The 24,960-nt window shown below is 37.6% G+C and carries 28 protein-coding genes; 26 read left to right on the forward strand and 2 right to left on the reverse strand.

The genetic code is table 11. The annotated features are described in order from the left end of the window. Positions 1–229: 229 nt before the first annotated feature. The 4 genes from ACFYKT_RS04535 (at position 230) to ACFYKT_RS04550 (ending at position 4,359) form a co-directional block, all read left to right on the forward strand. Positions 230–1,009, forward strand: a complete 780-nt coding sequence (locus ACFYKT_RS04535) for a metallophosphoesterase (protein ID WP_389216070.1) — start codon at positions 230–232, stop codon at positions 1,007–1,009. Positions 1,010–1,100: 91 nt separating this feature from the next. Next, complete coding sequence (locus ACFYKT_RS04540) at positions 1,101–1,676, forward strand: genetic competence negative regulator (protein ID WP_389216073.1); 576 nt, start codon at positions 1,101–1,103, stop codon at positions 1,674–1,676. 359 nt (positions 1,677–2,035) lie between these two features. Continuing rightward, complete coding sequence (locus ACFYKT_RS04545; RefSeq protein WP_389216075.1) at positions 2,036–3,310, forward strand: Glu/Leu/Phe/Val family dehydrogenase; 1,275 nt, start codon at positions 2,036–2,038, stop codon at positions 3,308–3,310. A gap of 86 nt (positions 3,311–3,396) precedes the next feature. Beyond that, positions 3,397–4,359, forward strand: coding sequence for a YpdA family putative bacillithiol disulfide reductase (locus ACFYKT_RS04550; protein ID WP_389216077.1), 963 nt, complete (start codon positions 3,397–3,399; stop codon positions 4,357–4,359). A 46-nt stretch (positions 4,360–4,405) separates the two neighbouring features. Here the strand turns inward: ACFYKT_RS04550 and ACFYKT_RS04555 are convergent, their stop codons facing one another. Further along, the gene (locus tag ACFYKT_RS04555) at positions 4,406–5,380 is read right to left on the reverse strand and encodes an asparaginase (protein WP_389216079.1); all 975 of its coding nucleotides are present in this window, start codon (positions 5,378–5,380) and stop codon (positions 4,406–4,408) included. Positions 5,381–5,536: 156 nt separating this feature from the next. Here ACFYKT_RS04555 and prsW point away from each other — a divergent pair, with 156 nt between their 5' ends. From prsW to fni, 9 genes are all read left to right on the forward strand, one after another. Beyond that, positions 5,537–6,208: a glutamic-type intramembrane protease PrsW gene (gene prsW / locus ACFYKT_RS04560; RefSeq protein WP_389216081.1), complete on the forward strand. Its 672-nt coding sequence runs from the start codon at positions 5,537–5,539 to the stop codon at positions 6,206–6,208. A gap of 108 nt (positions 6,209–6,316) precedes the next feature. Beyond that, positions 6,317–7,171, forward strand: a complete 855-nt coding sequence (sleB, locus tag ACFYKT_RS04565; protein WP_389216083.1) for a spore cortex-lytic enzyme — start codon at positions 6,317–6,319, stop codon at positions 7,169–7,171. Between the two features lie 14 nt (positions 7,172–7,185). Then, positions 7,186–8,535, forward strand: a complete 1,350-nt coding sequence (gene ypeB, locus ACFYKT_RS04570) for a germination protein YpeB (RefSeq protein WP_389217035.1) — start codon at positions 7,186–7,188, stop codon at positions 8,533–8,535. Between the two features lie 136 nt (positions 8,536–8,671). Continuing rightward, positions 8,672–9,328 (forward strand): flagellar brake protein, encoded by a 657-nt coding sequence (locus ACFYKT_RS04575; RefSeq protein ID WP_389216085.1) that lies wholly within the window; start codon positions 8,672–8,674, stop codon positions 9,326–9,328. A gap of 71 nt (positions 9,329–9,399) precedes the next feature. Further along, positions 9,400–9,579: a YpfB family protein gene (locus tag ACFYKT_RS04580; RefSeq protein WP_389216088.1), complete on the forward strand. Its 180-nt coding sequence runs from the start codon at positions 9,400–9,402 to the stop codon at positions 9,577–9,579. Positions 9,580–9,840: 261 nt separating this feature from the next. Beyond that, entirely contained in the window at positions 9,841–10,512 is a 672-nt protein-coding gene (gene cmk, locus ACFYKT_RS04585; RefSeq protein WP_389216091.1) for a (d)CMP kinase, read from the forward strand. A gap of 5 nt (positions 10,513–10,517) precedes the next feature. After that, a complete protein-coding gene (locus ACFYKT_RS04590) occupies positions 10,518–11,099 on the forward strand; it encodes a lysophospholipid acyltransferase family protein (protein ID WP_389216094.1) in 582 nt (193 codons plus the stop codon). A gap of 168 nt (positions 11,100–11,267) precedes the next feature. Then, positions 11,268–12,407 carry a 30S ribosomal protein S1 gene (rpsA, locus tag ACFYKT_RS04595; protein WP_389216097.1) on the forward strand — a complete coding sequence of 380 codons (1,140 nt, stop codon included), beginning with the start codon at positions 11,268–11,270 and terminating at the stop codon, positions 12,405–12,407. A 12-nt stretch (positions 12,408–12,419) separates the two neighbouring features. Next, the gene (fni, locus tag ACFYKT_RS04600; RefSeq protein ID WP_389216100.1) at positions 12,420–13,469 is read left to right on the forward strand and encodes a type 2 isopentenyl-diphosphate Delta-isomerase; all 1,050 of its coding nucleotides are present in this window, start codon (positions 12,420–12,422) and stop codon (positions 13,467–13,469) included. A gap of 46 nt (positions 13,470–13,515) precedes the next feature. Here the strand turns inward: fni and ACFYKT_RS04605 are convergent, their stop codons facing one another. Continuing rightward, entirely contained in the window at positions 13,516–13,656 is a 141-nt protein-coding gene (locus ACFYKT_RS04605; RefSeq protein WP_389216103.1) for a YpzI family protein, read from the reverse strand. Positions 13,657–13,770: 114 nt separating this feature from the next. Between ACFYKT_RS04605 and ACFYKT_RS04610 the strand changes: the two genes are divergently transcribed. The 13 genes from ACFYKT_RS04610 to ACFYKT_RS04670 all read left to right on the forward strand — a co-directional run bounded on the left by ACFYKT_RS04610 (position 13,771) and on the right by ACFYKT_RS04670 (position 24,919). Continuing rightward, positions 13,771–14,379, forward strand: coding sequence for a YphA family membrane protein (locus tag ACFYKT_RS04610; RefSeq protein WP_389216105.1), 609 nt, complete (start codon positions 13,771–13,773; stop codon positions 14,377–14,379). Next, the gene (locus ACFYKT_RS04615; protein WP_389216108.1) at positions 14,376–15,263 is read left to right on the forward strand and encodes a YIEGIA family protein; all 888 of its coding nucleotides are present in this window, start codon (positions 14,376–14,378) and stop codon (positions 15,261–15,263) included. The genes ACFYKT_RS04610 and ACFYKT_RS04615 overlap by 4 nt, the downstream gene beginning before the upstream one ends. Positions 15,264–15,329: 66 nt before the next feature. Beyond that, positions 15,330–15,515 carry a capping complex subunit for YIEGIA gene (locus ACFYKT_RS04620; RefSeq protein WP_389216111.1) on the forward strand — a complete coding sequence of 62 codons (186 nt, stop codon included), beginning with the start codon at positions 15,330–15,332 and terminating at the stop codon, positions 15,513–15,515. Positions 15,516–15,701: 186 nt separating this feature from the next. Continuing rightward, positions 15,702–17,012, forward strand: a complete 1,311-nt coding sequence (gene der, locus ACFYKT_RS04625; protein WP_389216114.1) for a ribosome biogenesis GTPase Der — start codon at positions 15,702–15,704, stop codon at positions 17,010–17,012. Positions 17,013–17,180: 168 nt separating this feature from the next. Beyond that, the gene (locus ACFYKT_RS04630; RefSeq protein ID WP_389216117.1) at positions 17,181–18,227 is read left to right on the forward strand and encodes an NAD(P)H-dependent glycerol-3-phosphate dehydrogenase; all 1,047 of its coding nucleotides are present in this window, start codon (positions 17,181–17,183) and stop codon (positions 18,225–18,227) included. A 261-nt stretch (positions 18,228–18,488) separates the two neighbouring features. After that, positions 18,489–18,689, forward strand: coding sequence for a DUF2768 domain-containing protein (locus ACFYKT_RS04635; protein WP_389216120.1), 201 nt, complete (start codon positions 18,489–18,491; stop codon positions 18,687–18,689). A gap of 71 nt (positions 18,690–18,760) precedes the next feature. Continuing rightward, positions 18,761–19,474 (forward strand): hypothetical protein, encoded by a 714-nt coding sequence (locus tag ACFYKT_RS04640; RefSeq protein WP_389216123.1) that lies wholly within the window; start codon positions 18,761–18,763, stop codon positions 19,472–19,474. 230 nt (positions 19,475–19,704) lie between these two features. Continuing rightward, positions 19,705–21,183: a stage IV sporulation protein A gene (gene spoIVA, locus ACFYKT_RS04645; protein WP_389216126.1), complete on the forward strand. Its 1,479-nt coding sequence runs from the start codon at positions 19,705–19,707 to the stop codon at positions 21,181–21,183. A gap of 414 nt (positions 21,184–21,597) precedes the next feature. Beyond that, the gene (locus ACFYKT_RS04650; RefSeq protein ID WP_053476815.1) at positions 21,598–21,870 is read left to right on the forward strand and encodes an HU family DNA-binding protein; all 273 of its coding nucleotides are present in this window, start codon (positions 21,598–21,600) and stop codon (positions 21,868–21,870) included. Positions 21,871–22,069: 199 nt separating this feature from the next. Further along, positions 22,070–22,636, forward strand: a complete 567-nt coding sequence (gene folE, locus ACFYKT_RS04655; RefSeq protein ID WP_389216130.1) for a GTP cyclohydrolase I FolE — start codon at positions 22,070–22,072, stop codon at positions 22,634–22,636. A 77-nt stretch (positions 22,637–22,713) separates the two neighbouring features. Continuing rightward, a complete protein-coding gene (gene mtrB / locus ACFYKT_RS04660) occupies positions 22,714–22,950 on the forward strand; it encodes a trp RNA-binding attenuation protein MtrB (RefSeq protein WP_389216133.1) in 237 nt (78 codons plus the stop codon). 434 nt (positions 22,951–23,384) lie between these two features. Further along, positions 23,385–24,206, forward strand: a complete 822-nt coding sequence (locus ACFYKT_RS04665) for a heptaprenyl diphosphate synthase component 1 (RefSeq protein ID WP_389216135.1) — start codon at positions 23,385–23,387, stop codon at positions 24,204–24,206. Positions 24,207–24,211: 5 nt separating this feature from the next. Continuing rightward, positions 24,212–24,919 carry a demethylmenaquinone methyltransferase gene (locus ACFYKT_RS04670; protein ID WP_389216138.1) on the forward strand — a complete coding sequence of 236 codons (708 nt, stop codon included), beginning with the start codon at positions 24,212–24,214 and terminating at the stop codon, positions 24,917–24,919. Positions 24,920–24,960 lie beyond the last annotated feature (41 nt).

The following is a 24,960-nucleotide window of genomic DNA, read 5'->3' on the forward strand; positions in this document are numbered from 1 at the left end:
GGAGCGGAAGGTGCGAGACTCCAGCGGGAGTAGTGGGACAGCTGAGACCCCACAGGCGCATGGCACCGAGGAGGCTCACCGCCCACCCCGCGGAAAGCGAGCAGCCTGGAGCGGAAATCAACCTCTACACACTCCTTTTTAATAGCACAATGTTTGCGAAAATAGCCTTAGATTATAAGAATTTAAAGTTTGCTGTTAAACAGTAGGGCTTTTTAGGGCAGGAGGAAATATGGGCTATCTTTTTATCGTTGTAATTATATTCATCATATTAATCATTGGGCTCGTTGCTTATATGTTTAAGGAGGCATTCGCTAATCGGGTCATTCAAATGGATGTTTCTTTTTCTGATTTTCCGGAAACCTTTGGGGAAGTAAAGCTATTTTTTATATCGGATATACATAAAAGGGATATTTCTGACCAAATTATTCAAGAAGTGAAGAACCTGAAAGCAGATATTGTTATTATTGGTGGAGATTTAGTAGAAAAAGGTGTTCCATTTGAAAAAGTAAGAAGTAATCTCCTTAAATTAAAGACACTCGGAGATGTTCTTTTTGTATGGGGAAATAATGATTATGAGGTTGATTATCGGTATTTGGATGCACTTTTATTAGATTGCGGTGTGCAGATTCTAGATAATACGGCAGCTACCTTTGAATCAGCTGAAGGTGAACGTCTTATTTTTATGGGGATAGATGATATAGGCGTAAAAAGAGATCGGTTTGACCTCGCATTGGGAGATGCAGGAGAAGGCGGATTCAAAATCCTAGTTAGCCATAATCCGAAAGTCATTGATATGATTGAAAAGGAACATAATATTCGCCTTGTCTTAAGTGGACATACACATGGTGGGCAGATCCATATTCTAGGATACAGTCCATATGAAAAAGGAAAATTAAAAGTATTAGAAAAAACAACCCTGCTAATTAGCAACGGTTATGGCACAACTGCGCTGCCTTTGAGATTAGGAGCAAAAGCAGAAACCCATCTAATTACTTTAAAAAAGGGGTAGTGCTCCATGGGAATATTTGTGGACGACTCACCAACAATTATTCATTTCATACACTAATTAAAAGAGTTGGTTCACGGCAGGGGGCATTTGCATGCGCTTAGAACGTTTGAATTATAATAAAATTAAGATCTTTTTAACTTTGGATGATTTATCGGAAAGAGGCCTCACGAAAGAGGATATATGGAAGGATTCTATGAAATGGCATCAGCTCTTTCATGAGATGCTTGAGGAAGCTAGTGATGAGTTTGGCGTAGAAATTCAAGGGTCTGTTGCGGTAGAGATTTTCTCCATGCAGACTCAGGGAATGATCATGATCGTCACAATGGAAGAGCAAGAGAGTGAGGATAGCTTTCAGGATGGATTTATTGAAATGCAAGTGATTATGGAGGGTGAGGATATTCTTTTTGAACTGGATGAATTTGAATATGCCATCCAATTGGCAAAGCGTTTATCCAGTATCAAGATGACAGCTGGGTCCCTCTATGCTTATGAAGACCATTATTATTTTCATTTCTGTAATCATGATCCAGCGGAATTAAACAAATTGATTGCGATCCTTGCAGAATATGGGAATCCTTCAATGAAAAGCATCCATATACTTCAGGAATATGGCAAAGAAATAATTAAAGACGAGGCAATAGAAACGCTGGTAAAGTATTTCCACTAAAGTAGGGAGGAGGGATTAATCTCTCCTCTTCTGTGCATAACAAAGTAATATTTTATGTATATCCAAGGATTTCGGTAGGGTAAATATTTATAGATTTATTGGGTAAAACAAGGTGTAGAATGAAAAAGCTCTACCTTGTATTTTTTTATGATGTCAATTAGTAAATTCCTTAAAAATAGTGTCATTACTTGTCATTTAAAATAATTAGAAGTAGAGCTGTGGGTGGAGTTGAGAGCGTTTACATAAAATTATCAAAAAATAAGAAAAAAAACTTTTTTCATCTTGCATAAATTAAACAAAGGTGTATACTATGTCATGAATGGGACAACAAATGAAAGAGATTTCTAGGAGGTTTACTGATGGTAGCCAATAATGGTACTGAAACGAATAAAGAAGACAAACTTGACGTGTTAAAGTCAACTCAAACTGTTATTCATAAGGCGTTGGAGAAGCTAGGGTATTCAGATGAAGTGTATGAACTCTTAAAAGAGCCTCTTCGAATGATGACTGTTAAAATTCCAGTCCGGATGGATGATGGAACTGTGAAAGTCTTTACTGGCTACCGGGCCCAACATAACGATGCAGTCGGTCCAACAAAAGGTGGAATTCGTTTCCATCCAAATGTAACAGAAAAAGAAGTGAAAGCCCTTTCGATTTGGATGAGCTTAAAATGTGGAATTGTTGACCTACCATATGGTGGGGGAAAAGGCGGAATTGTATGTGATCCAAGAAACATGTCCTTCCGTGAATTAGAAGCATTAAGCCGTGGATATGTACGTGCAATCAGCCAAATCGTCGGTCCGACGAAAGATATCCCAGCACCAGATGTATTTACTAACTCACAAATCATGGCATGGATGATGGATGAATATAGCAGAATGGATGAGTTTAACTCACCAGGATTTATTACTGGGAAGCCATTAGTACTTGGTGGTTCTCATGGCCGTGAATCTGCAACGGCTAAAGGGGTAACAATCTGTATTAATGAAGCAGCAAAAAGAAGAGGAATTGAATTAAAAGGCGCAAGAGTAGTTGTGCAAGGATTTGGGAATGCAGGAAGCTTCCTATCTAAATTCTTACATGATGCTGGAGCTAAAGTAATTGGTATTTCTGATGCGTATGGTGCATTACATGATCCAAACGGTCTTGATATTGATTATTTACTTGACCGTCGCGATAGCTTCGGAACAGTAACTAACTTATTTAATGATACAATTACGAATAAAGAGCTCTTGGAATTAGATTGCGATATTTTGGTTCCAGCAGCGATTGAAAACCAGATTACAGATGAAAATGCTCATAATATTAAAGCGAAAATTGTTGTTGAAGCTGCGAATGGACCTACTACATTGGAAGCTACACAGATTCTAACTGAGCGTGGAATTTTGCTTGTTCCTGATGTACTAGCCTCTTCTGGTGGAGTAACAGTGTCATACTTTGAGTGGGTACAGAATAATCAAGGTTACTATTGGTCTGAAGAAGAAGTTGAAGAAAAGTTAGAAAAGATTTTAGTGCAATCATTTGAGAATATTTATGATACAGCTGAATCTCGTCGTGTAGATATGCGTCTAGCTGCCTACATGGTCGGTGTTAGAAAGATGGCAGAAGCATCAAGATTCCGTGGCTGGGTTTAATTAGATCATTTGAATCTTTAAGAAAAATCTCCTATCATGTTTGGTAGGGGATTTTTAATTTCTCCTTTGGAAAGGAGTACATAAACATGAAAAGAGAAGATGTAATTATTATTGGGGGAGGTCCATGTGGTTTAGCGGCAGCGATATCACTTATTGAAATTGGACGAAATCCGCTGGTGATTGAAAAAGGCAATATTGTCCACGCGATCTACCATTATCCAACACATCAAACCTTTTTTAGCACAAGTGAAAAGTTAGAAATTGGGGATGTTCCTTTTATAACTGTAGAACATAAGCCACGAAGAAATGAAGCTTTAACCTATTACCGTGAAGTAGTTAAAAGGAAGAATATTAAGGTAAATTCATATGAAAAAGTAATAAAGGTAGTAAAACAAGAAAATAATGAATTTCTAATTGAATCAAATAAAGATCAGTACATTGCAAATCAAGTAATTATTGCAACTGGCTATTATGACAATCCAAACTTCATGAATATTGAAGGGGAAGACCTTCCGAAGGTACTTCATTATTTTAAAGAGGCTCATCCCTATTTTGATAAGGATGTAGTAGTTGTTGGCGGCAAAAATTCAAGTGTTGATGCGGCATTAGAGCTAGTAAAGGCTGGTGCAAGAGTGACTGTTATTTATCGTGGAAGTGAATACTCCCCGAGTATAAAACCATGGATATTGCCAGAATTCGATTCTCTTGTTAGAAATGAAACCATTAAAATGGAATTTAATGCACAGATAAAAGAAGTTCATCAGGATAAAGTGATCTATTTGAAAAATGATCAAATGTATGAGATCAAAAACGACTTTGTCTTCGCAATGACTGGGTATCATCCAGATCATCAATTTCTAAAGGAAATGGGCGTGCAGATCGATCAGGAAACAGGCAAGCCTTTCTTCAATACTGAGACAATGGAAACAAATGTTGAGGGTATCTTTATTGCAGGGGTAATAGCAGCAGGTAACAATGCAAATGAGATTTTCATTGAAAATGGCCGTTTTCATGGCGGTTTAATAGCACAGGCAATCAAAAATAAATAGTAAAAAAAGAAATCGGCGAAATAGCCGATTTCTTTCATTATAATGACTAAATAAGGAACATTTCTTCAATTGCTTTCATTTCATTCGTGCTCTCTAAACCAATTAGTAATTTGATTCGTGCTTTTTGGCCATTTAGACCGTTAGAGAAAATAACGCCTAAATCCTTTAAGTTCTTCCCACCGCCATCATAACTGTAAACATCTTGAGCAATACCGTTAAAGCAGCGGGAGACGAGAACGATAGGTATATTCTTTTCAATGAGTGCTTTAATTCCGTCAACAGTTGCAGGCGGCAAATTCCCTTGCCCAAGTGCTTCAATAACCACTCCATTATAGTCTAGGTCTCTAATGGCAAGTAAGAGAGTAGAATCCATTCCAGCATGCGCTTTAATTAAGGCGACTCGTTTAGACACTCCAGCAATTTTGTAATATTCATTCGTTGTAGGGAGATGATGGAAGAAGACACCTCTCTTTGTCACTATACCGATCGGTCCGTACTGTGGACTTTGAAAAGTGGAAACATTGCTTGTATGTGTTTTGGTCACATTTTCTGCTGTGTGAATTTCATCATTAAGGACCACAAGAACCCCTTTATTCTTTGCTTCTTCACATGACGCCACTCGAATGGATGAGATTAAATTATAAAGTCCGTCTGCTCCAATTTCATTGCTTGAACGCATAGCACCAGTGACAACAATGGGCATAGATGACTGTACTGTTAAGTGAAGGAAATAAGCTGTTTCCTCTAATGTATCTGTTCCGTGAGTAATAACAACCCCTGAAATTGCTGCTTCTTCATTGTATTTATCAATGATTGTCTTCAGTTTATACATTTCTACAGATGTTATATGTGGAGAAGGAAGATGGAATGGTTCCTCAACAATAATATCAGCAAGAGACAGTAATTCATTTGTCTTTTCAGTTAATGGGTTATTATCAGTTGGCCTGACAGCACCTGTTGAAGCATCTTCACTCATGGAAATTGTTCCGCCTGTATGAATAATAAGTACCTTCTTCTGCATCGAATATTCCTCCGAATTTCTTATTGTAAATGGATGATCTTTTGAACTAAATGGACATAGTTTCCTATTTTTCTAATTCCAATATTTGAAAAGTCATTTTCATTCCTTCATTATCATGTTACGATTAAAGAAAATTATTTGAAAAGAGGGCAGCTCATGCTTGGAATATTATCTGCGGGCATTGCCCCTGGATTAGCACTATTAAGTTATTTTTATTTGAAGGATCAATATAGCTCTGAGCCCATTTCTATGGTATTAAAAACCTTCTTTTTCGGCGCACTGCTTGTGTTTCCAATTATGTTTATTCAATATGTACTTGAAACGGAAAACTTGATTCAATCCAGCTTTATAAATGCCTTTCTTTCAGTTAGTTTGATGGAAGAATTTTTTAAATGGTTTGTATTATTTTATGCGATTTATCAGCATGTAGAGTTTGATGAACCATATGATGGAATTGTGTATGGTGCTTCCGTATCTTTGGGCTTTGCAACATTAGAGAATATTTTCTATCTAATTGCTCATGGAGTGGATCATGCACTTGGAAGAGCTCTTCTTCCAGTATCAAGCCATGCACTTTTTGGTGTCATTATGGGTTATTATATCGGAAAAGGGAAATTTACAGCAACCCATAAATATAAATGGATATTTCTATCCTTATTCTTTCCATTCATTCTTCATGGTACGTATGACTTCATATTAATCACTCAAAAAAATTGGATGATCATAATGCTTCCATTCATGATATTCCTTTGGTGGCTAGGCTTGCGAAAGGTTAAGATGGCCAGAGCGATGAATGCAAAGCATATCGAAAATCACCTTCATTATTAAACAAACTCTTCATTTATAAAAATGAGGAGTTTTTTAATTGTATAAAAAACCAGTTACTACAAAATATAGAGATAATGCTATAAAGATTTACTTTGGAGGTTGCAATCCATGAAAAAGAATTTGTTCATAACTAAAGTATTTCTAATCATTTCTCTATGTATGCTGTTTGTACCAATGAGCTGGAATGATGGAAAGGTTACGGCTTTTACAAATCAAGTCATCCAACAAGGAGCGGTAGGTGACGATGTAATTGAGCTGCAATCAAGGCTTCAATATCTTAGTTTTTATAATGGAAAGATAGATGGTGTATTTGGGTGGGGGACATATTGGGCTTTAAGGAATTTTCAATATGAATTCGGATTGGATATTGACGGGATAGCTGGACAGGGAACAAAGGACAAGCTTGTTAAGGCATCGAATTATAATGAAAGTTTTGTCAAAGAACAAATCAAAAAAGGAAATAAGTTTACGCATTACGGAGGTACTGATTTAGAAAAACAAACGAAGTCGACTAATGAGGGAAAAGCAAAACAAGATACAACTGGAGCACAGCAGAATCAGACCGGTACTCAGCAAAAACCTTCAGCAGCAAATATGCCAAATGGTTTCTCGCAAAATGATATTCAATTAATGGCTAATGCAGTGTATGGAGAAGCAAGAGGAGAGCCTTATACAGGTCAGGTTGCGGTTGCAGCTGTCATTTTAAACCGGGTGGATAGTGCTTCTTTCCCGAACACGGTATCAGGTGTTATTTTTGAACCGCGGGCATTTACAGCAGTAGCAGATGGGCAAATATGGCTGACGCCGAATGAACGGGCAAAGGAAGCTGTTTTGGATGCGATTAATGGCTGGGATCCAACAGGAAATGCACTTTATTATTTCAATCCTGACACTGCTACTAGCGGATGGATCTGGACAAGACCACAAATTAAACAGATTGGTAAACATATTTTCTGTAAATAGAGAGGTGAAGAATGATGCTAAGAGGAATATTAATAGGTGTACTTGGATTAGGTGTAGCTGGAACAGCTTTTTGGGGCTATCAGGAACATCGTGAGAAAAATGCAATCCTGATTAATTCGGAAAATAATTATCAAAGGGCCTTCCATGATTTAACCTATCAAATAGATGTTCTACACGATAAAATTGGTACGACTTTGGCGATGAATTCACGGTCTTCGCTATCTCCTGCCTTAGCGGATGTTTGGAAGCTAACATCTGAAGCTCATTCTAATGTTGGGCAGCTGCCATTAACGTTGCTTCCATTTAACAAAACAGAAGAGTTTCTTGCGAATATTGGGAATTTCAGCTATAAGACTGCAGTTAGGGATTTGGATAAAGAACCGTTATCAGATAAGGAATACCAATCATTAAAAAAGCTATACTCACAGGCTGGAGAAATACAGAAAGATTTACGTGAAGTACAGCATATGGTGCTAGAGAATAATCTTCGCTGGATGGATGTGGAGATGGCCCTAGCATCAGGTGATGAAACGGCAGATAATACAATTATTGATGGATTCAAAACGGTTGAGAAAACAGTTGAAGGCTATGGAGAGATGGACTTTGGTCCAGCCTTTGTAAACATGCAGAAAAAAGATGAGAATTTCGAATATCTTGAAGGTAAACAGATTTCTAAAGAAGAAGCTGAAAAAATTGCTAAGAAATATGCAAACTTCGGAAATAAAGTGAATGTGCAAGTCACGGAAAATGGGGATGGTTCAAAATATGGATTTTATAGTGTAACTGTCCAAGATAAGAAAACAAAAAATGAAGCTAATATGGATATCACCAAAAAAGGCGGCTATCCTATATGGTTCATCCTTGCAAGAGATGTAGAAAAACAAGCCATTAGCTTGAATGAAGCGAGTAAAAAGGCCATTACATTTTTGAAAGAAAACGGGTTTGAAAGCTTGGATTTATTCGAAAGTGCACAATATGATAACATTGGGGTCTTTACCTTCGTAACGAATGAAAATAATATTAGAATTTACCCAGAGTCTATTAAGATAAAGATTGCATTGGATAATGGGAAAATGCTTGGATTTTCTGCAGAGGATTATTTAAGATCCCATCATGTTAGGGATATTCCTGAACCTGCCATAACGAAGGAAGACGCACGTTCAAAGATTAACCCACAAGTAAAAGTAATGGAAGATCAGTTAGCCGTAATTATTAATGACTTGAATCAAGAAGTTCTCTGCTATGAGTTCTTAGGAACATTAGGGGATGATACGTACCGGATCTTCATTAATGCTGAGGACGGAATGGAAGAAAAAGTTGAAAAATTAAAAAATGCAGAGCAAATATTTGAAGATGTTGTCTAAAGGAAGAGTCATAGGACTTTTCCTTTTTCCCTTTCAGGCTAAAGAAGACTAAGCTTTTCGTATATGTACAAAACTTTCCATACATGTCATAATTAATGGATAAGATGAACCTTTTGCATGAGAAAGTGTGGTCTGTATGGTAAATATCGGTGATGTACTTATATTAGAACTAAGTCGTTCAGAGAAAGTCGAACAATATAAATGTAAGATCGTTGAAAGGTCAGGAGATAAGCTTTTTATTGATTACCCAATAAGTTTGGAAACAAAGAAAACCGTGTTTCTTCTGGATGGCACACAATTAAAAGGGAATTTTGTTTCGGATGACGGTTCTGTTTACCTTTTCGAATGTGAGGTACTTAGAAGGGTGAAGCAGAAAATTCCGATGATTGTTTTATCTTATCCAGGTAATGAACATCTTGTAAGAATCCAGCGAAGACAATTTGTGCGTGTTGAGACATCTGTGGACGTTGCAATACATCCTATTGATGCCGAATTTCCACCGATTATATCAGTAACGGAAGATATTAGTGCAGGTGGAGCAGCCATCATCAGCCCTTATCATTCCCATTTGAAGCCAAATATGGTCATATATAATTGGTTTGTTTTGCCAATGCAAAATGGAGAAATTCATTATTTGAAATTGAAAGGAAAGATTGTAAGGATCCTTGAGAGGAAGGATTCCAAGCCAGTCATTTCTATCCAATTCGTTGAAACTTCGTATAGTGACCGACAGCTTCTATTGCGCTTTTGCTTTGATAGACAGCTTGCATACAAGAAAAAAGGGATAGAATAATTAAGGAATGGAATAATTTATTTAATTTGCTCTCATACTAATAGTATAGTAAACGAGCGGAGCGATAATAAATGAAAACATTCGAGAGAATTCTAATCAAAATGGTGATAATCCAATGTTTATTTTTGATTATGACCCAATTATTTCTACATAAATGGAATGCTTTTCCCGAATTGAAGCAACTAAGTCAATATGAAGGTGTGACCGATAATAATTTCGCTGAATTGCTAGAGACATTTAGGGGAAAATGAGTAAGCAGGTAATTGCCTGCTTATTTTCTATTTAAAGTGAAGGTACTAGATTAAATAAGATGATTTTCCGTCATCATATGTTAAAATAAAATCATAAAAAACAAACATTCATGAGCATTTGCTCACAACGAAGTATGTAAAAGTCGGTCTGCTTCATTTCACTTCGCTGGTTATTACTTCGTACATAAAGGCTTGTTCAATGAATCAGACCGACCATTTTGTTACATAGAAAAAGTATGTACAGTTATTATAGGAGGCATTATGACTAATAAGATTTCAATTGCAATCGATGGCCCTGCAGCAGCAGGAAAGAGTACAGTCGCAAAAATTGTGGCTGAAAAGCTTTCATATATTTATATAGATACAGGTGCGATGTATAGAGCGTTAACTTACAAAGCGATTACAAACCATTGTAGCCTAGAAGATGAACTAGAGCTCATGAAAATATTGAATGATACTTCAATGGAGCTGCTCCCTGGGGAACTAGGGCAGTTAATTTATTTAGATGGGCAAAATGTAACAAATGAGATTAGATCCTCAGAGGTAACGAATTCGGTATCGATTGTTGCAAAGCATAAGTTAGTTAGAGAAGAAATGGTTTCTAGACAGCAAAGCTTTGCCAAAACTGGCGGGGTAGTTATGGATGGAAGAGATATTGGTACCCATGTGCTGCCTGAAGCGGAAGTAAAGGTTTTTCTTCTGGCATCTGTCGAGGAGAGGGCTGTTCGTAGACATAATGAAAATATTCAAAAGGGATTTCCATCTGATCTAGAGAAGTTAATAGAAGAGATTGCCTTGAGAGATAAATTAGATTCAGAGCGTGAGGTTGCCCCATTGAAAAAAGCAGAAGATGCTATTGAAATAGATACAACTTCCTTATCAATTGAACAGGTTGTTGACGAAATTATGAACCTGGCTAATGAAAGGATCTGATGATATTGACATTTTATTCTTTCGCCAAATCGGTTTTACTTGGAGTATTAAAGCCAATTTATCGATTTGAAGTCATTGGTCGGGAAAATTTGCCGAAAAGTGGCGGTGTCCTTCTTTGCACGAATCATATACACAATTTTGATCCGATTGTTGCAGGTATTAATGCGCCGAGGCCCGTTCATTTTATGGCAAAGGAAGAGTTGTTTAATGTACCAATTTTGGGCAAGCTCGTTCCTCACTTAAATGCATTTCCTGTCAAAAGGGGAATGAGTGACCGTGAAGCTTTAAGAAAAGGGCTTTCCGTTTTAAAAGAAGGGCATGTTTTTGGTCTTTTTCCAGAAGGAACGCGGAGCAAAACAGGGGAGTTAGGGAAAGGGCTAGCAGGTGCTGGTTTTTTTGCTCTTCGTACAGATGCTGAGATTGTTCCATGTGCAATTATCGGCCCATACAAAGCTTTTAAAAGATTAAAAGTAGTTTATGGGAAGCCGATTGATATGAAAGCCCATCGTGAAAGGAAAGCTACTGCTGAAGAGACAACGGAAATAATTATGAATGAGATTCGTAAGCTAATTAATGAGTATAGATAAGCCTTCTTGCTTGACAAAAGAAGCCGTTTGTAAGAAGTTAGTAAAAAGGCAATTTTTAAAATTTATTTATAAATATATGATTAATAGAATTAGAGGGCTACAAGCAAACACCGCCTAGACGGGGTATAAGTCAAGGTGTTTTTGCATTTCAATAAGGGAGGAATACATATGTCTGAAGAGATGAACCAAGTGGAAGTGAGAAGTTTCGAGGTAGGGGACAAGGTTTCTGGTCAAGTGACGAAAGTGGAAGAGAAGCAGGTAATCGTTCATATTAGTGACAGTAAATTAGATGGAATTATTCCAATCAGTGAATTATCTAGCCTCCATGTTGAAACAGCGAGTGATGCTGTGTCTGTTGGGGATCAGCTGGATCTTGAAGTTCTAAAGGTGGAAGAAGATGCATTGATTCTATCCAAGCGCAAAGTAGATGCTGAGAAATCATGGCAAGATCTAGAGGGGAAATTTAATAATGGCGAGATCTTTGATGCCGAGATTAAGGATGTTGTAAAAGGCGGATTAGTCGTAGACTTAGGTGTTCGCGGATTTGTTCCTGCATCACTTGTTGAGGCCTTCTTTGTTGAAGATTTCTCTGATTATAAAGGGAAAACAATGTCCTTTAAAATTGTTGAATTGGAAAAGGATAAAAACCGCTTAATTCTTTCTCATCGTGCAGTCGTTGAAGCGGAAAAAGGAAAGCAAAAACATCAAATTCTTGACTCATTAAAGGCTGGACAGGTGATCGAAGGTACTGTACAAAGAATTACTGATTTTGGTGCATTTGTAGACATTGGCGGGATTGATGGACTTGTGCATATTTCCCAGCTTTCCTACGAACATGTAGAAAAACCTTCAGAAGTTGTTGAAGAAGGTCAAAAGGTTCAAGTGAAAGTGTTAAGTGTGGATCGTGATAATGAAAGAATTTCTTTATCAATTAAGGAAACCCTACCTGGGCCTTGGAGCAATATTGCTGAAAAGGCGCCTAAAGGAAGCACGCTAAATGGTGTTGTTAAAAGACTAGTATCCTATGGTGCTTTTGTTGAACTATTCCCTGGTGTAGAAGGGCTTGTTCATATCTCTCAGATTGCTCATAAACATATTGGCACACCACATGAGGTATTAAAAGAAGGCCAAGAAATTCAAGTGAAGGTGCTTGAAGTTAACGAACAGGATCAGCGTCTATCTTTAAGTATAAAAGAGCTTCAAGAAAGAGAAGAAGATTACGTCACTGACTATGAGCTGCCAGAAGAATTCAAAGGGTTTCAGTTAGGTGAAATGATCGGTGATCAATTAAAGAATTTGAAGAAGTAATGGTGATAAATAGTGTCTAGATCAAAAAGAAAATGGGATCATATACGTTTCGCCCTCGCAAATGGACAAGAAAGAACGGCAAGGTTTGAGGATATTGCTTTTATCCATCAAAGTTTACCGGATGTTTCTTTAGATCAAGTGAAGTTAGACACAAAAATTGGTGAACTTTCAGTAAGTTCACCAATTTTCATCAATGCCATGACTGGTGGTGGCGGGGACCGAACATTACAGATTAATCGAGATCTCGCTATTGCAGCAAGAAATATGGGCATGGCTATTTCCGTCGGTTCTCAAATGGCTGCTCTCAAGGATCCAGCAGAAGCGAAAACCTATCAAGTTGTTCGCGAAGAGTATCCAAATGGAGTCATTATCGGCAATCTAGGCAGTGAGGCAACAAGTGACCAGGCAAAAGCAGCGATTGATATGATCGATGCGAATGCTCTCCAAATTCATTTAAATGTGATTCAAGAATTGACGATGCCTGAAGGAGATCGGGATTTTTCTTTTGCACTTCAACGAATTGAAAAAATCGTAAGCGATACGAATGTTCCGATCATCGTCAAGGAAGTTGGCTTTGGCATGAGTAAGGAGACGATAGCAAAGCTGCTCTCAATCGGAGTGACTGCAGTTGATGTTGGTGGCTTTGGCGGTACTAATTTTGCGAAAATCGAAAATAACCGACGTGAAAGCTCTCTTGCCTTCTTTAATGACTGGGGAATTCCAACATCTGTTTCAATTGTAGAGGCGAAGACAATGGGAAGTGGATTATCAGTTCTTGGCTCAGGTGGGATTCAGACAAGCCTTGATATTGCAAAAGCAATTTCTCTTGGAGCTGATGCCGTTGGCGCTGCAGGTCATTTTCTTAAAATTCTCATGAAAGAAGGGGTTGAAGCATTAATTGAAGAGCTTCAATTCATTCATGACGAATTGGCCATAATAATGACAGCTTTAGGTGCAAGAAATATAGCGGATCTCCAGCAAGTCCCTATCATTATATCTGGAAAAACACATCACTGGCTTAGTGAAAGAAATATTGATACAAAGAAGTATAGTCAAAGATAATAAAAGAGCTCTCGCAAGTAAGTTGCGAGAGCTCTTTTTTCTTTTCCTATAGCTTATTATTATTCAAGTCTCTAGCTTCTTCAGGGCTTTGCATCTTCGTAGCTCCAGAATAATGAAGTGCTTGGTCACGGTCGGATTCTACCCTCTTGCTTTGCTTCAATTTTTTCTCCTGACGATCTCTTCCCATAGAACACACCTCCCTTTATATAACATGGAGTAAGGATGAATAAATTATTCACACGTAAAAAGATTAAAGTACATAATTGAAAGCCATAATGAAAAGAATAGGAGGTGAGTACATATGGAAGGATTAACATTTTATTGGTTAACTTGGAGCTTTTGGATTATTGCAACCTTTTTTATGAAAAAAGAAAATAAAACACGGTTAAAGTTTTCCATCTGGCTTTTATTATTTATTTGTGCATCATCATGGGTGATTCCCATTTTTGGTTATGAAGTATCAGGGGCCGGCATCTTTCTTAGTTGTTCGTTATTTTATGCTGCAGCTCGAATGGAAAGGCTAAAAATGCTTTATTCATTACTATGTTCTTTTATTATTATGCTAGCCTATGTATGTTTCTATTTATTTGAATTATTCGATCCAGTATGGCTCATTTTCCCGCGTAATTGGATGCTTGCTGTAATAGTCGTATGTATATCCTTCTTATTGCAAAGAAATAGCTGGGGGCGTATTTATATTCTATTGCTGGGTTCCATTCAGGGAGAGTTCTTATATGCACTTATTCTAAGTAAATATTCATTTCCTTTCTTAATTGCTTCGTTCACTTTTTTAGATGTTATTGCACTGGCTACGCTGCTAGTCACTATATGGAATGGAATTGAATACTTGGCAACATTCTATGAGAGACATTTCAATCAATTGGAAAGGGAGAAACAAAAACTATCATGAGTGAATACACATTACCGATCCTTTTTGGAGTTGCAATTGGGACACTGGCAAGACTGTATATGTTGAGATCTGATTATCGTCAGTATCCTACCTATCTCCATGGGAAAATTATTCATACGGCGCTTGGATTTATTGCGGCTGGCTTAGGATCCGTCGCGATTCCATCTATTCTCAATGCAGAATTTACAGCGATTACCTTTCTGACATTGGCAGCTTCTCAATTTCGTGAAGTAAGGAATATGGAAAGAAATACACTGACGGAACTGGATAGCTATGAAATGGTTCCTAGAGGAAAGACCTATATCGAAGGAATTGCAATTGCCTTTGAAAGCAGAAACTACCTTGTGATTTTCACTTCCCTTGTAAGTGTCCTCGGATACCTGTTACTAAATATATGGCTTGGTCTTACCTTCGCGGTGATCGCCTTTATTCTTGCTAGAGTTCTTATGTCCGGTGGGAAGATCTCTGATATCGTGGATATTGAATACATGAAGCCCCGCTTTGATGGCGCAGGATTATATGTTGATAATATTTATATTATGAATATTGGTCTCCCGCAAAGACAAGAAGAGGTTCTAAAGTACGGAATGGGCTTTATATTAAAACCGAAAAACTTTAATGCCCGCTCGACCATTGCGAATTTAGGCCAAAGACAGGCCATTCTTCACGATGTATCAACAGCACTAGGTGTCTATCGAGACTCTGGCACTCCAGCGCTCGTACCGCTTGCTAAACGAGATCTTGATGATGGGAGAGTAGCAGTGTTTGTCCTGCCGCAAGAGAAAAACATTGAAAAAGCTTTAACCATTATCGGCGCTGTGCCAACACTTGAAAATGCTATCCGTATGCCAACTGAAAGAAATACTTCTAGCAAAAAGGAATAGAAAGATCTTAGGAAATATAAGCAACAATGTTTCCCGTAAACAACCATAAGAAAAGGAGTTAAACTGATGGTTCTGGAAAAATATATACTTGCTGTGATCACGACAAATCCTGCGAAGGTCCCAAGTGGGGCCACCGTATTCTCTTGTGAAAACAAAGAAGAAATGGATTCAATCGCAGCCAATCTTGAAGCCATTCTCGATGGAATTGCCCATGCATTAAATGAAGAATTGTATGTGATTGTGAAACATTAACCAATCTTCTAAGTTTTTCGTTGCTAGGAAGGTACTGCTTTGATAATATAAGGAAGTTAGGCCCTTCTATTTAATAAGAAGGGTTTATTTTATCACAAATCACTTTTATCCGTTCTTAGGCTTCGGTTGAATAAATTAGGATGTTTAAGTATGTTTGAAAGAAATAAGTTTAAAGGAGTGATGTTCATGGCAAAACCAGTGATGGCGATTGTCGGACGTCCAAATGTAGGGAAATCAACTATTTTCAATAGAATTGTAGGTGCACGAATTTCTATTGTTGAGGATATTCCAGGAGTTACGAGAGATCGTATATACAGTTCAGGAGAATGGTTAACACATGAATTTAACATTATTGATACAGGCGGAATTGATATTGGAGATGAACCTTTCTTAGAGCAAATTCGCCAGCAGGCGGAGATCGCTATTGATGAAGCAGATGTTATTATCTTCTTAACAAACGGAAGAGAAGGCGTAACGGCTGCTGATGAAGAAGTAGCGAAAATACTCTATAAGTCAAAAAAACCTGTTGTCCTTGCTGTTAATAAAATTGATAATCCTGAAATGAGAGATCAAATTTATGATTTCTATTCATTGGGATTTGGGGAGCCATTCCCAATTTCAGGTTCACATGGTTTAGGATTAGGGGATTTGCTTGATGAAGCAGCCAAACATTTTCCGAAACATGGGCAAAACGATTATGAAGATGATGTCATTAAGTTTTCATTAATTGGAAGACCAAATGTAGGAAAATCTTCTCTTGTTAATGCCATTCTTGGAGAAGAACGGGTTATCGTGAGTAATATTGCTGGAACAACTAGAGATGCAATTGATTCGCAGCTTACTTATAATGGGGATAAATATGTCATCATTGATACAGCTGGTATGCGTAAAAAAGGGAAGGTCTATGAAACAACTGAGAAGTATAGTGTCCTTCGTGCCTTAAGGGCGATAGAACGCTCAGACGTTGTTCTAGTAGTAATTGATGGAGAAGAAGGCATTATTGAGCATGATAAGAAGATTGCTGGCTATGCACATGAAGCTGGAAGAGCAGTTGTGATCGTTGTGAATAAATGGGATGCTGTTGAAAAAGATGAAAAGACGATGAAGGCATTCGAAACAAATATCCGCGAACACTTCTTATTCCTAGACTATGCACCAATCGTTTTCTTATCGGCCAAAACAAAAAAACGGATTCATACATTGATTCCGATGATTAATACGGCAAGTGAAAACCATGCATTACGTGTAGACACTAGTGTGCTAAATGATGTGGTGATGGATGCAGTAGCAATGAATCCTACTCCAACAGATAAAGGCAAGCGTCTCAGAATTTACTATACGACACAAGTGGCCGTCAAGCCGCCAGCATTTGTTGTGTTTGTTAATAATCCAGAATTACTCCATTTCTCATATGAGCGTTTCCTAGAAAACCGAATTAGAGATGCTTTCGGCTTCGAAGGAACACCAATAAAAATATTCGCTAGAGAAAGAAAGTAATAAGAAAAGCGTAAGCGGCTCGCTCAGCCCCGACAAGCATAAGACAAGCCTCCCGTAAAAGGTGTTCTTTACCTTTTATGGGAGGAGTGGCTTATGACCTCGAGGGGCTAGCCGCTGAAGCTGGACAAAGAAAAGCGCATGATAATATCAATAAAAGGCAGTGATTTTATGGAGCGAAATAGGGACAGCGTTGCTGTAATTGGTGCTGGCAGCTGGGGTACAGCATTAGCAATGGTTTTGGCAGACAATGAACATAAAGTGAAGCTCTGGGGACATAACCCTGAACAAATTAAAGAAATAAATGAATACCATACAAATAAAAAATATTTACCTGATATTCATTTGCCAGAAGGAATTATCGGCTTTGCTTCTCTGGAAGATGCTTTATTTGGAGTTAACACAATCATTTTAGCCGTTCCTACAAAAGCTATTAGGGAAGTAATCGGTAAGATAAGTACAATTAGAAAAGAACCTCTAACAATTGTCCATGTCAGCAAAGGAGTAGAGCCAGATACCTTGCTCAGAATTTCTGAAATGATTGAAGAAGAGATGCCTGCCCATCTTTTGGAAAGTGTTGTTGTTCTTTCTGGACCGAGCCATGCAGAAGAAGTGAGTCGACGATATCCAACAACAGTTACTGTTTCCTCGAAAAATATGGAGGCAGCAGACAGGATTCAAGATTTATTTATTAATAATAATTTTCGAGTCTATACGAACCCGGATATTGTTGGTGTAGAAATAGGCGGTGCTCTAAAAAATATTATTGCACTTGCAGCAGGGATTACTGATGGACTAGGGTATGGGGATAATGCGAAAGCTGCCTTAATTACACGTGGTTTAGCAGAAATTGCACGTCTAGGAATGAAAATGGGCGCAAGTCCGCTAACTTTTTCAGGTCTAACTGGAATTGGTGACTTAATTGTGACATGTACAAGCGTTCACTCCCGAAACTGGAGAGCAGGTAATTTACTTGGAAAAGGCCACAACCTTCAAGAGGTTCTTGACAATATGGGAATGGTAGTTGAAGGGGTCAGAACGACAAAAGCAGCTAAACAATTAGCGGAAAAGTATGAAGTAAATATGCCGATTGCCGATGCACTTTATGATGTTCTTTTTAATAATATAAACACAAAAGATGCTGTTGATCGCTTAATGGCTCGTGGGAAGAAGAACGAAATGGAAGATCTGACGAATGTTCTAGATAATAATTTGTAAATATAGGCATTCGAGGATGCGAGTGAGCAATCTTTTGCATACAATGCAACGAAGCAAACTGGTGAAATGAACAGAGTGTTTGGGTTATTTAGTCACATGCTGAGTTAAAGAATTGCCCCTCTTTAGCTCAGTTTTTTTTTCGTGATTTTTTTTTCATATCGTGTAACCGAAAAAAAGAAGTGTTTTCAAGCAAAAATCATGTTTGGTGCCAATTATACTGGCGATATGGTATAATACATCGGGGAAAAAGGAGTTGAAATCATGTCACCGTCATTAATGAAAATGTGGGTATCTCTGTCTGCGATGGGGTTTATGTTTTTGTCTATACTCATGATTTATTTGAGTCGTTATAAATTAGGTGGGGTTTTGAAATTTATTACTGCTACAATTGCTTATATCTTAATGATTTTGTCAGGAATCATTATATTTTTTGTCGTATTTACTGGTCCTACCCCAGAATAATTAAAGTAGAAATTCCAGCAGTGTATCCCTAGTTTTGGTTGATAAATACATAGTCAAAAGGATTGAGTCTGTTGAAAAAAGGATTACTGTTTTTTTCTTTACTGCTTTTAACCATTTCTGTTCTATCTGGATGCATGTATCCTGAAGAAAGATTAGCAAAAAATCAAATCCCTTATGAGGACCAGATTCAAGCTGTTCAAACAGCAGTTAATAAATATAAAGAAGACACTGGTGGGCTTCTTCCAATTAAAACGAAGAGCCAAACAACACCTATATATCAAAAGTACCCAATTGATTTCAAAAAAATAGCTCCTAAGTATATGGCTGAGGCGCCAGGAAATGCATTTGAGTCTGGTGGGGTATTTCAATACGTATTAGTTGATGCAGAAACCAATCCAACGGTAAAAATATTTGATTTAAGAATTGCAGAAACGATACGAGATATTAAACTAAGGATAAAATCGCAAGGATATCCTCCATATAATGAACAAATTGCTGGCCATGTTTTTTCTTTGGATTTTCGCAAATTAGGCTATGCAGAGGATCCAACTGCTTTAAGTCCATATAGCGGATTAGAGCTTCCCTTCGTAGTAACTGGAGATGCTGAAGTGTATGTAGATTATACAAGCGATCTTTTTGAGGCAGTGAAGGATAGGGAAGTGAATTATAAACCTGGCGAAGACATCAGGGGTATTCTTCTTGAGGATTCATCATTTGTACCTGCTTATTCTTTGCCGTATACAATTGATGCAAATACAAAACAGCCAATCTTTTTGGCAAAATAGTCATAACCCTTCTCCAGCAAAATATATTGTAGGAGAAGGGTTTTTTTCTTCATTGCGATTCTAACCTAAACAGTAATGAATAAGAAATAAAGTATGAACAAGACTTTACTCTTTAATTGGGGTAATTAATAAAAAACTGTCATAACGGAGTAGGACAACATCATAAACATATAATGTCCAGACGTAATTGATAGGATAATATTATCCCACAGATTTTAGGAGGGGATCACTTGGAAAAGGTAGATATTTTTAAAGATATTGCCGAAAGAACTGGCGGTGATATCTATTTCGGGGTAGTTGGAGCAGTGCGTACAGGTAAATCAACTTTTATAAAAAAATTTATGGAGCTTGTTGTATTGCCGAATATGAGCAATGAAGCAGACCGCGCACGCACCCAAGATGAACTTCCTCAAAGTGCGGCTGGTAAGACCATTATGACAACTGAACCGAAATTTGTTCCAAACCAAGCTGCCACAGTTCATGTGGATGAAGGGCTGGATGTGAATATTCGCCTAGTTGATTGTGTTGGCTACACGGTTCCTGGAGCGAAAGGCTATGAGGATGAAAATGGCCCAAGAATGATTAATACGCCATGGTATGAAGAACCCATTCCTTTTCATGAAGCTGCGGAGATTGGTACAAGGAAAGTCATTCAAGAGCATTCAACCATTGGGGTAGTGATTACGACTGATGGGACAATTGGCGAAATTCCGCGAGTCAATTACCTTGATGCTGAAAAAAGAGTAATCGATGAGTTAAAAGAGGTTGGAAAGCCATTCATTATGGTTATCAATAGTGTACAGCCTCATCACCCCAACACAGAGGCACTTAGGAATGAGTTAGCTGAGAAATATGATATTCCTGTCTTAGCTATGAGTGTAGAGGGTATGCGGGAATCAGATGTATTAAATGTCATGCGTGAAGCATTATATGAATTTCCTGTGCTTGAGGTCAATGTGAATTTACCAAGCTGGGTAATGGTTTTACATGAAGAACATTGGCTGAGAGAAAGCTATAAAGAGGCTGTGAAAGAAACAGTTAAAGATATTAAAAGGCTTAGAGATGTAGACCGTGTCGTTCATCAATTCAGTGATTTTGAGTTCATTGATCGAGCGGGCTTAGCTGGAATTGAGATGGGTCAAGGTGTCGCAGAAATTGATCTATTTGCACCAGATGATCTTTATGATGAAGTATTAAAAGAAATTGTCGGTGTAGAAATTCGCGGCAAAGACCATTTATTAGAGCTTATGCAGGATTTTGCCCATGCGAAAACAGAGTATGATCAAATATCAGATGCTTTGAAAATGGTCAAACAAACCGGCTATGGAATTGCAGCTCCATCCCTTGCAGATATGAGTTTGGATGAGCCTGAAATTACACGCCATGGTTCAAGATTTGGTGTTAGATTAAAGGCAGTGGCCCCGTCTATTCATATGATTAAAGTAGATGTGGAATCTGAATTTTCACCGATTATTGGAACGGAAAAACAGAGTGAAGAACTCGTTCGTTATTTAATGCAGGATTTCGAGGATGATCCGCTATCCATTTGGAATTCAGATATATTCGGACGCAGTTTAAGCTCCATTGTTAGAGAAGGAATTCAAGCAAAGCTGGCCATGATGCCTGAAAATGCAAGATATAAACTGAAAGAAACGTTAGAAAGAATTATAAACGAAGGCTCGGGCGGATTAATCGCGATAATATTATAGTTTAAGGGACTCCGAAGGGGGTCTTTTTCTTTTTGTATTCCCCTTTGCAAATAGTCTAAACGTTCATTTTTGTCAATAAATATGAAAACTTTTCCACTAATACTAGAAATATTCTTGATAACCGTAAATGATTGTGATAATCTTTAAACTGAATTAAAGCAAAAGTTGCTTAAACCCTTAGTATTAAAGGATTTTTTAATACAAATGGATTGATATTTTTTCGTTTATGATTTATTATTGGGCATGTTAAACAAAAATACATGAAAACGTTTAGAAATCAGTAAATTTGTTTACAAATGTAAGTAAGAATATTTCTTTAGATGTTAGAGCGTATGGTATTCCTAGAGTTAGACGGTGTCTAGCTCCAGCTCCAAGGCGCTTTGCGCATTTCAATTTTGGGAGGAGGTGAAAGGCATGAATAAGACAGAACTAATTAACGCAGTTGCTGAAAGCAGCGAACTTTCTAAGAAAGACGCTACTAAAGCTGTTGATGCTGTTTTTGATGCAATCTTAGATGCTTTAAAAAATGGTGATAAAGTTCAACTAATTGGTTTCGGAAACTTTGAGGTTCGTGAACGTGCAGCACGTAAAGGACGTAACCCTCAAACAGGTGAAGAAATTGAAATCGCTGCAAGCAAAGTACCTGCTTTCAAACCAGGTAAAGCATTGAAAGATGCAGTTAAATAAGTACATATTGTGCTATAAGCTTTTGCTTCCAGTTCAAAACCGCGAGTTACTCGCGGTTTTTTCTTTATCTAGGAAATTGTCAATCGTAAGTTTATCAGCCCCTGAATCAGCCACTTCTGCTTTTCTTTAATTTAATGAGTATGCTAATATGGAAATATTAGATTTAGATTACTTTGCTTTGATTTGAGGAGGATATGTAATGACGAAAGTAAATCGTGCGCAGATAGAAGAAGCAGTACGTTTAATATTAGATGCAATTGGGGAGGACCCTACTCGTGAGGGGCTACTCGATACACCAAAAAGAGTAGCAAAAATGTATGAGGAAGTATTCCAAGGTTTAAACCAAGATCCGAAAGAATATTTTGAGACTGTTTTCGGTGAAGATCATGAAGAAGTCGTTTTAGTGAAGGATATTCCTTTTTACTCCATGTGCGAACATCATCTTGTGCCATTCTTCGGAAAAGCTCATGTGGCTTATATTCCAAAGAACGGAAAAGTTACAGGTTTAAGCAAACTTGCTAGAGCCGTGGAAGCAGTTGCTAAACGCCCACAGCTGCAGGAACGAATTACATCAACAGTTGCTGATTCGATCCTAGAAAAGCTTGATCCTCATGGGGTAATGGTAGTAGTAGAAGCAGAACATATGTGTATGACGATGCGTGGAGTGAAGAAGCCTGGTTCTCAAACAATCACTACTGCGGTAAGAGGTGTATTTGCAGAAGATGACAGAGCGCGAGCTGAAGTTCTTTCATTGATCAAATTCTAGTAATCGAAACATGTCTTAGGACAGCCCATACCAATACATAGCATTCATAAATTATATGATATAAAAGGGTGTTTTTTATGGAGAATCGAATTCAGATGGGAAATGAATATATCATTATTAAAGCAAAGGAAGATGGTGTCAATGTAATTGGGCTGACACGAGGTTCAGATACAAAATTCCATCATTCTGAAAAGCTTGATAATGGAGAAGTAATGGTTGCCCAATTTACAGAACACACTTCCGCAATAAAAATTAGAGGAAATGCAACCATCATGACAGCACATGGTGAAGTAGAAAGCGAATCAAAGAAATAATACATAATAAGGCTATTTTTATAAGATTGTTGTTTTTGAATAGGTTTATATATTTAGAAGATATTTACAAATAAGGTTGTTGATTGGAGCGGAAGGTGCGAGACTCCGGCGGGAGAAGTGGGACAGGTGAGACCCCGCAGACGCTTTAGCGTCGAGGAGGCTCAGCGCCCACCCCGCGGAAAGCGAGTACCTGAAGCGGAAATCAACCTCTACCCACGAATGTTATTTAGCAACAATCTTTGCAAATACATAATTTGAAAAAGTTGTAAGTGTTTACATGCAGACTGTTTTCTCGAAAATTCCTCTGACATTGAAATGTAATATATGATATAATGATTTCTGCCTTATGTATGTTTAAAAAGAGAAAAAATTTTTTAATATAAAGTAATATTTCGGAGAAACGAAGAAAACTTAGGGAAAACAAGGGTGATTGCATGCAAAACTTGATGACCGTATTAGCAGATGTGAAAGAACAAATCGAAAAAAAGATGAAACACCCTTATTTACTTAAGTATATTGAGTCTCCAATTATAGATGAAGACAAGCTATTGCTCCTTATTACATTTCTTAAACAAGGGAATCTGCCTGAGAATAAAGCAATAAACTATTGCATAACAACAATGCTCATTCAAATTGCTCTTGATACCCATGAACTGGTTTCAAATCAGAAGCTTGATTCAGAGGATCTAAAGCCTAGACAGCTAACTGTATTGGCTGGTGTTTATTATAGTGGTTTATACTATAAAATCCTTGCAGGCATTGATGACATTGAAATGATTCGTATGCTGGCTATTGGGATAAAAGAAGTGAATGAACATAAAATTTCGCTTTATCAAAAATCATCTGAAAATATAGATGCTTTAATGAACGATGTAAAAATGATTGAGTCTTCTTTATTTGTTAAAATGACTTCGTACTTGGATAACAAGGACTGGAGTGACTTAGTATCAAATCTTTTATTCGTCAAACGGCTAACCGCTGAAAGGGAATTATTTTTACATGGAAAAGGATCAGTTGTTTTTGATGCTTTAAATAACCTTTCATTTCCAAGAACAGAGCAAATATCCAATCAATTGAAGAGTGAGCAAGAAAAAAAATTACTTGCCATCTGTGATAAGTATGTTGATCGTTCGAAGCAGCTAATTGAAAAGAGTTTGTCGAATTTTCCTTTTATGAATGAACTGTTGGATAAAAGAATTCAATCGATCCTTAGTCAGCAGAAATCTTTAACAAATACATTTGTGGAAGAAGGGTAAGCAGTATGCAACAATCAAAAGAAGAGCGCGTCCATCATGTCTTTGAAAAGATTTATGGGAATTATGACAAAATGAATTCCGTCATCAGCTTTCAGCAGCATATTAGATGGCGTAAAGATACGATGAAGAGAATGAACGTCCAAAAGGGTTCGAAGGCTCTAGACGTCTGCTGTGGTACGGCAGATTGGACGATAGCAATGGCTGATGCAGTTGGTGATAAAGGTGAAGTCATTGGTCTTGACTTCAGTAAAAATATGCTGAAAATAGGGGAACAAAAAGTAAAGGATCTTAAACTAAATCAAGTAAAGCTTGTTCATGGAAATGCAATGGAGCTGCCATTTCCTGATAACACATTTGATTATGTCACAATTGGCTTTGGCTTGCGTAATGTTCCTGACTATTTACAAGTACTAAAAGAAATGCATAGAGTAGTCAAGCCTGGAGGCATTGCTGTTTGCCTTGAGACTTCTCAGCCAACAATGCTTGGGTTTAAACAAGGTTACTATTTTTACTTCCGCTTCATTATGCCAATGTTCGGTAAGATTTTTGCAAAGAGCTATAAAGAATATTCTTGGCTACAAGAATCGGCACGTGACTTCCCGGGGATGAAGGAACTTGCTAAAATGTTTGAGAATGCTGGTTTTGATCAGGTTAGCTATAAGCCTTTTACTGGTGGAGTAGCGGCAGTTCATATTGGCAAAAAAGAAAAATAATATTTTTTTCTGAATGCTTTTTCATAGTATCGTTTGTGCAT

Origin of the sequence: Cytobacillus mangrovibacter (assembly GCF_042865275.1) — a bacterium.
GTDB classification, from domain to species: Bacteria; Bacillota; Bacilli; order Bacillales; family Cytobacillaceae; genus Cytobacillus; species Cytobacillus mangrovibacter.

Coding starts and splice junctions, on each gene's coding strand:
- ACFYKT_RS04615 (WP_389216108.1), top strand. CDS start 14,376: ATGAGTGAATACACATTACCGATCCTTTTTGGAGTTGCAATTGGGACA.
- folE (WP_389216130.1), top strand. CDS start 22,070: ATGACGAAAGTAAATCGTGCGCAGATAGAAGAAGCAGTACGTTTAATA.
- ACFYKT_RS04635 (WP_389216120.1), top strand. CDS start 18,489: ATGTCACCGTCATTAATGAAAATGTGGGTATCTCTGTCTGCGATGGGG.
- ACFYKT_RS04665 (WP_389216135.1), top strand. CDS start 23,385: ATGCAAAACTTGATGACCGTATTAGCAGATGTGAAAGAACAAATCGAA.
- der (WP_389216114.1), top strand. CDS start 15,702: ATGGCAAAACCAGTGATGGCGATTGTCGGACGTCCAAATGTAGGGAAA.
- ACFYKT_RS04575 (WP_389216085.1), top strand. CDS start 8,672: ATGGTAAATATCGGTGATGTACTTATATTAGAACTAAGTCGTTCAGAG.
- ACFYKT_RS04580 (WP_389216088.1), top strand. CDS start 9,400: ATGAAAACATTCGAGAGAATTCTAATCAAAATGGTGATAATCCAATGT.
- ACFYKT_RS04545 (WP_389216075.1), top strand. CDS start 2,036: ATGGTAGCCAATAATGGTACTGAAACGAATAAAGAAGACAAACTTGAC.
- ACFYKT_RS04605 (WP_389216103.1), bottom strand. CDS start 13,656: ATGGGAAGAGATCGTCAGGAGAAAAAATTGAAGCAAAGCAAGAGGGTA.
- prsW (WP_389216081.1), top strand. CDS start 5,537: ATGCTTGGAATATTATCTGCGGGCATTGCCCCTGGATTAGCACTATTA.
- mtrB (WP_389216133.1), top strand. CDS start 22,714: ATGGAGAATCGAATTCAGATGGGAAATGAATATATCATTATTAAAGCA.
- ACFYKT_RS04620 (WP_389216111.1), top strand. CDS start 15,330: ATGGTTCTGGAAAAATATATACTTGCTGTGATCACGACAAATCCTGCG.
- ACFYKT_RS04555 (WP_389216079.1), bottom strand. CDS start 5,380: ATGCAGAAGAAGGTACTTATTATTCATACAGGCGGAACAATTTCCATG.
- rpsA (WP_389216097.1), top strand. CDS start 11,268: ATGTCTGAAGAGATGAACCAAGTGGAAGTGAGAAGTTTCGAGGTAGGG.
- ACFYKT_RS04630 (WP_389216117.1), top strand. CDS start 17,181: ATGGAGCGAAATAGGGACAGCGTTGCTGTAATTGGTGCTGGCAGCTGG.
- ACFYKT_RS04650 (WP_053476815.1), top strand. CDS start 21,598: ATGAATAAGACAGAACTAATTAACGCAGTTGCTGAAAGCAGCGAACTT.
- ACFYKT_RS04610 (WP_389216105.1), top strand. CDS start 13,771: ATGGAAGGATTAACATTTTATTGGTTAACTTGGAGCTTTTGGATTATT.
- ACFYKT_RS04670 (WP_389216138.1), top strand. CDS start 24,212: ATGCAACAATCAAAAGAAGAGCGCGTCCATCATGTCTTTGAAAAGATT.
- ACFYKT_RS04535 (WP_389216070.1), top strand. CDS start 230: ATGGGCTATCTTTTTATCGTTGTAATTATATTCATCATATTAATCATT.
- cmk (WP_389216091.1), top strand. CDS start 9,841: ATGACTAATAAGATTTCAATTGCAATCGATGGCCCTGCAGCAGCAGGA.
- ACFYKT_RS04550 (WP_389216077.1), top strand. CDS start 3,397: ATGAAAAGAGAAGATGTAATTATTATTGGGGGAGGTCCATGTGGTTTA.
- sleB (WP_389216083.1), top strand. CDS start 6,317: ATGAAAAAGAATTTGTTCATAACTAAAGTATTTCTAATCATTTCTCTA.
- ypeB (WP_389217035.1), top strand. CDS start 7,186: ATGCTAAGAGGAATATTAATAGGTGTACTTGGATTAGGTGTAGCTGGA.
- ACFYKT_RS04540 (WP_389216073.1), top strand. CDS start 1,101: ATGCGCTTAGAACGTTTGAATTATAATAAAATTAAGATCTTTTTAACT.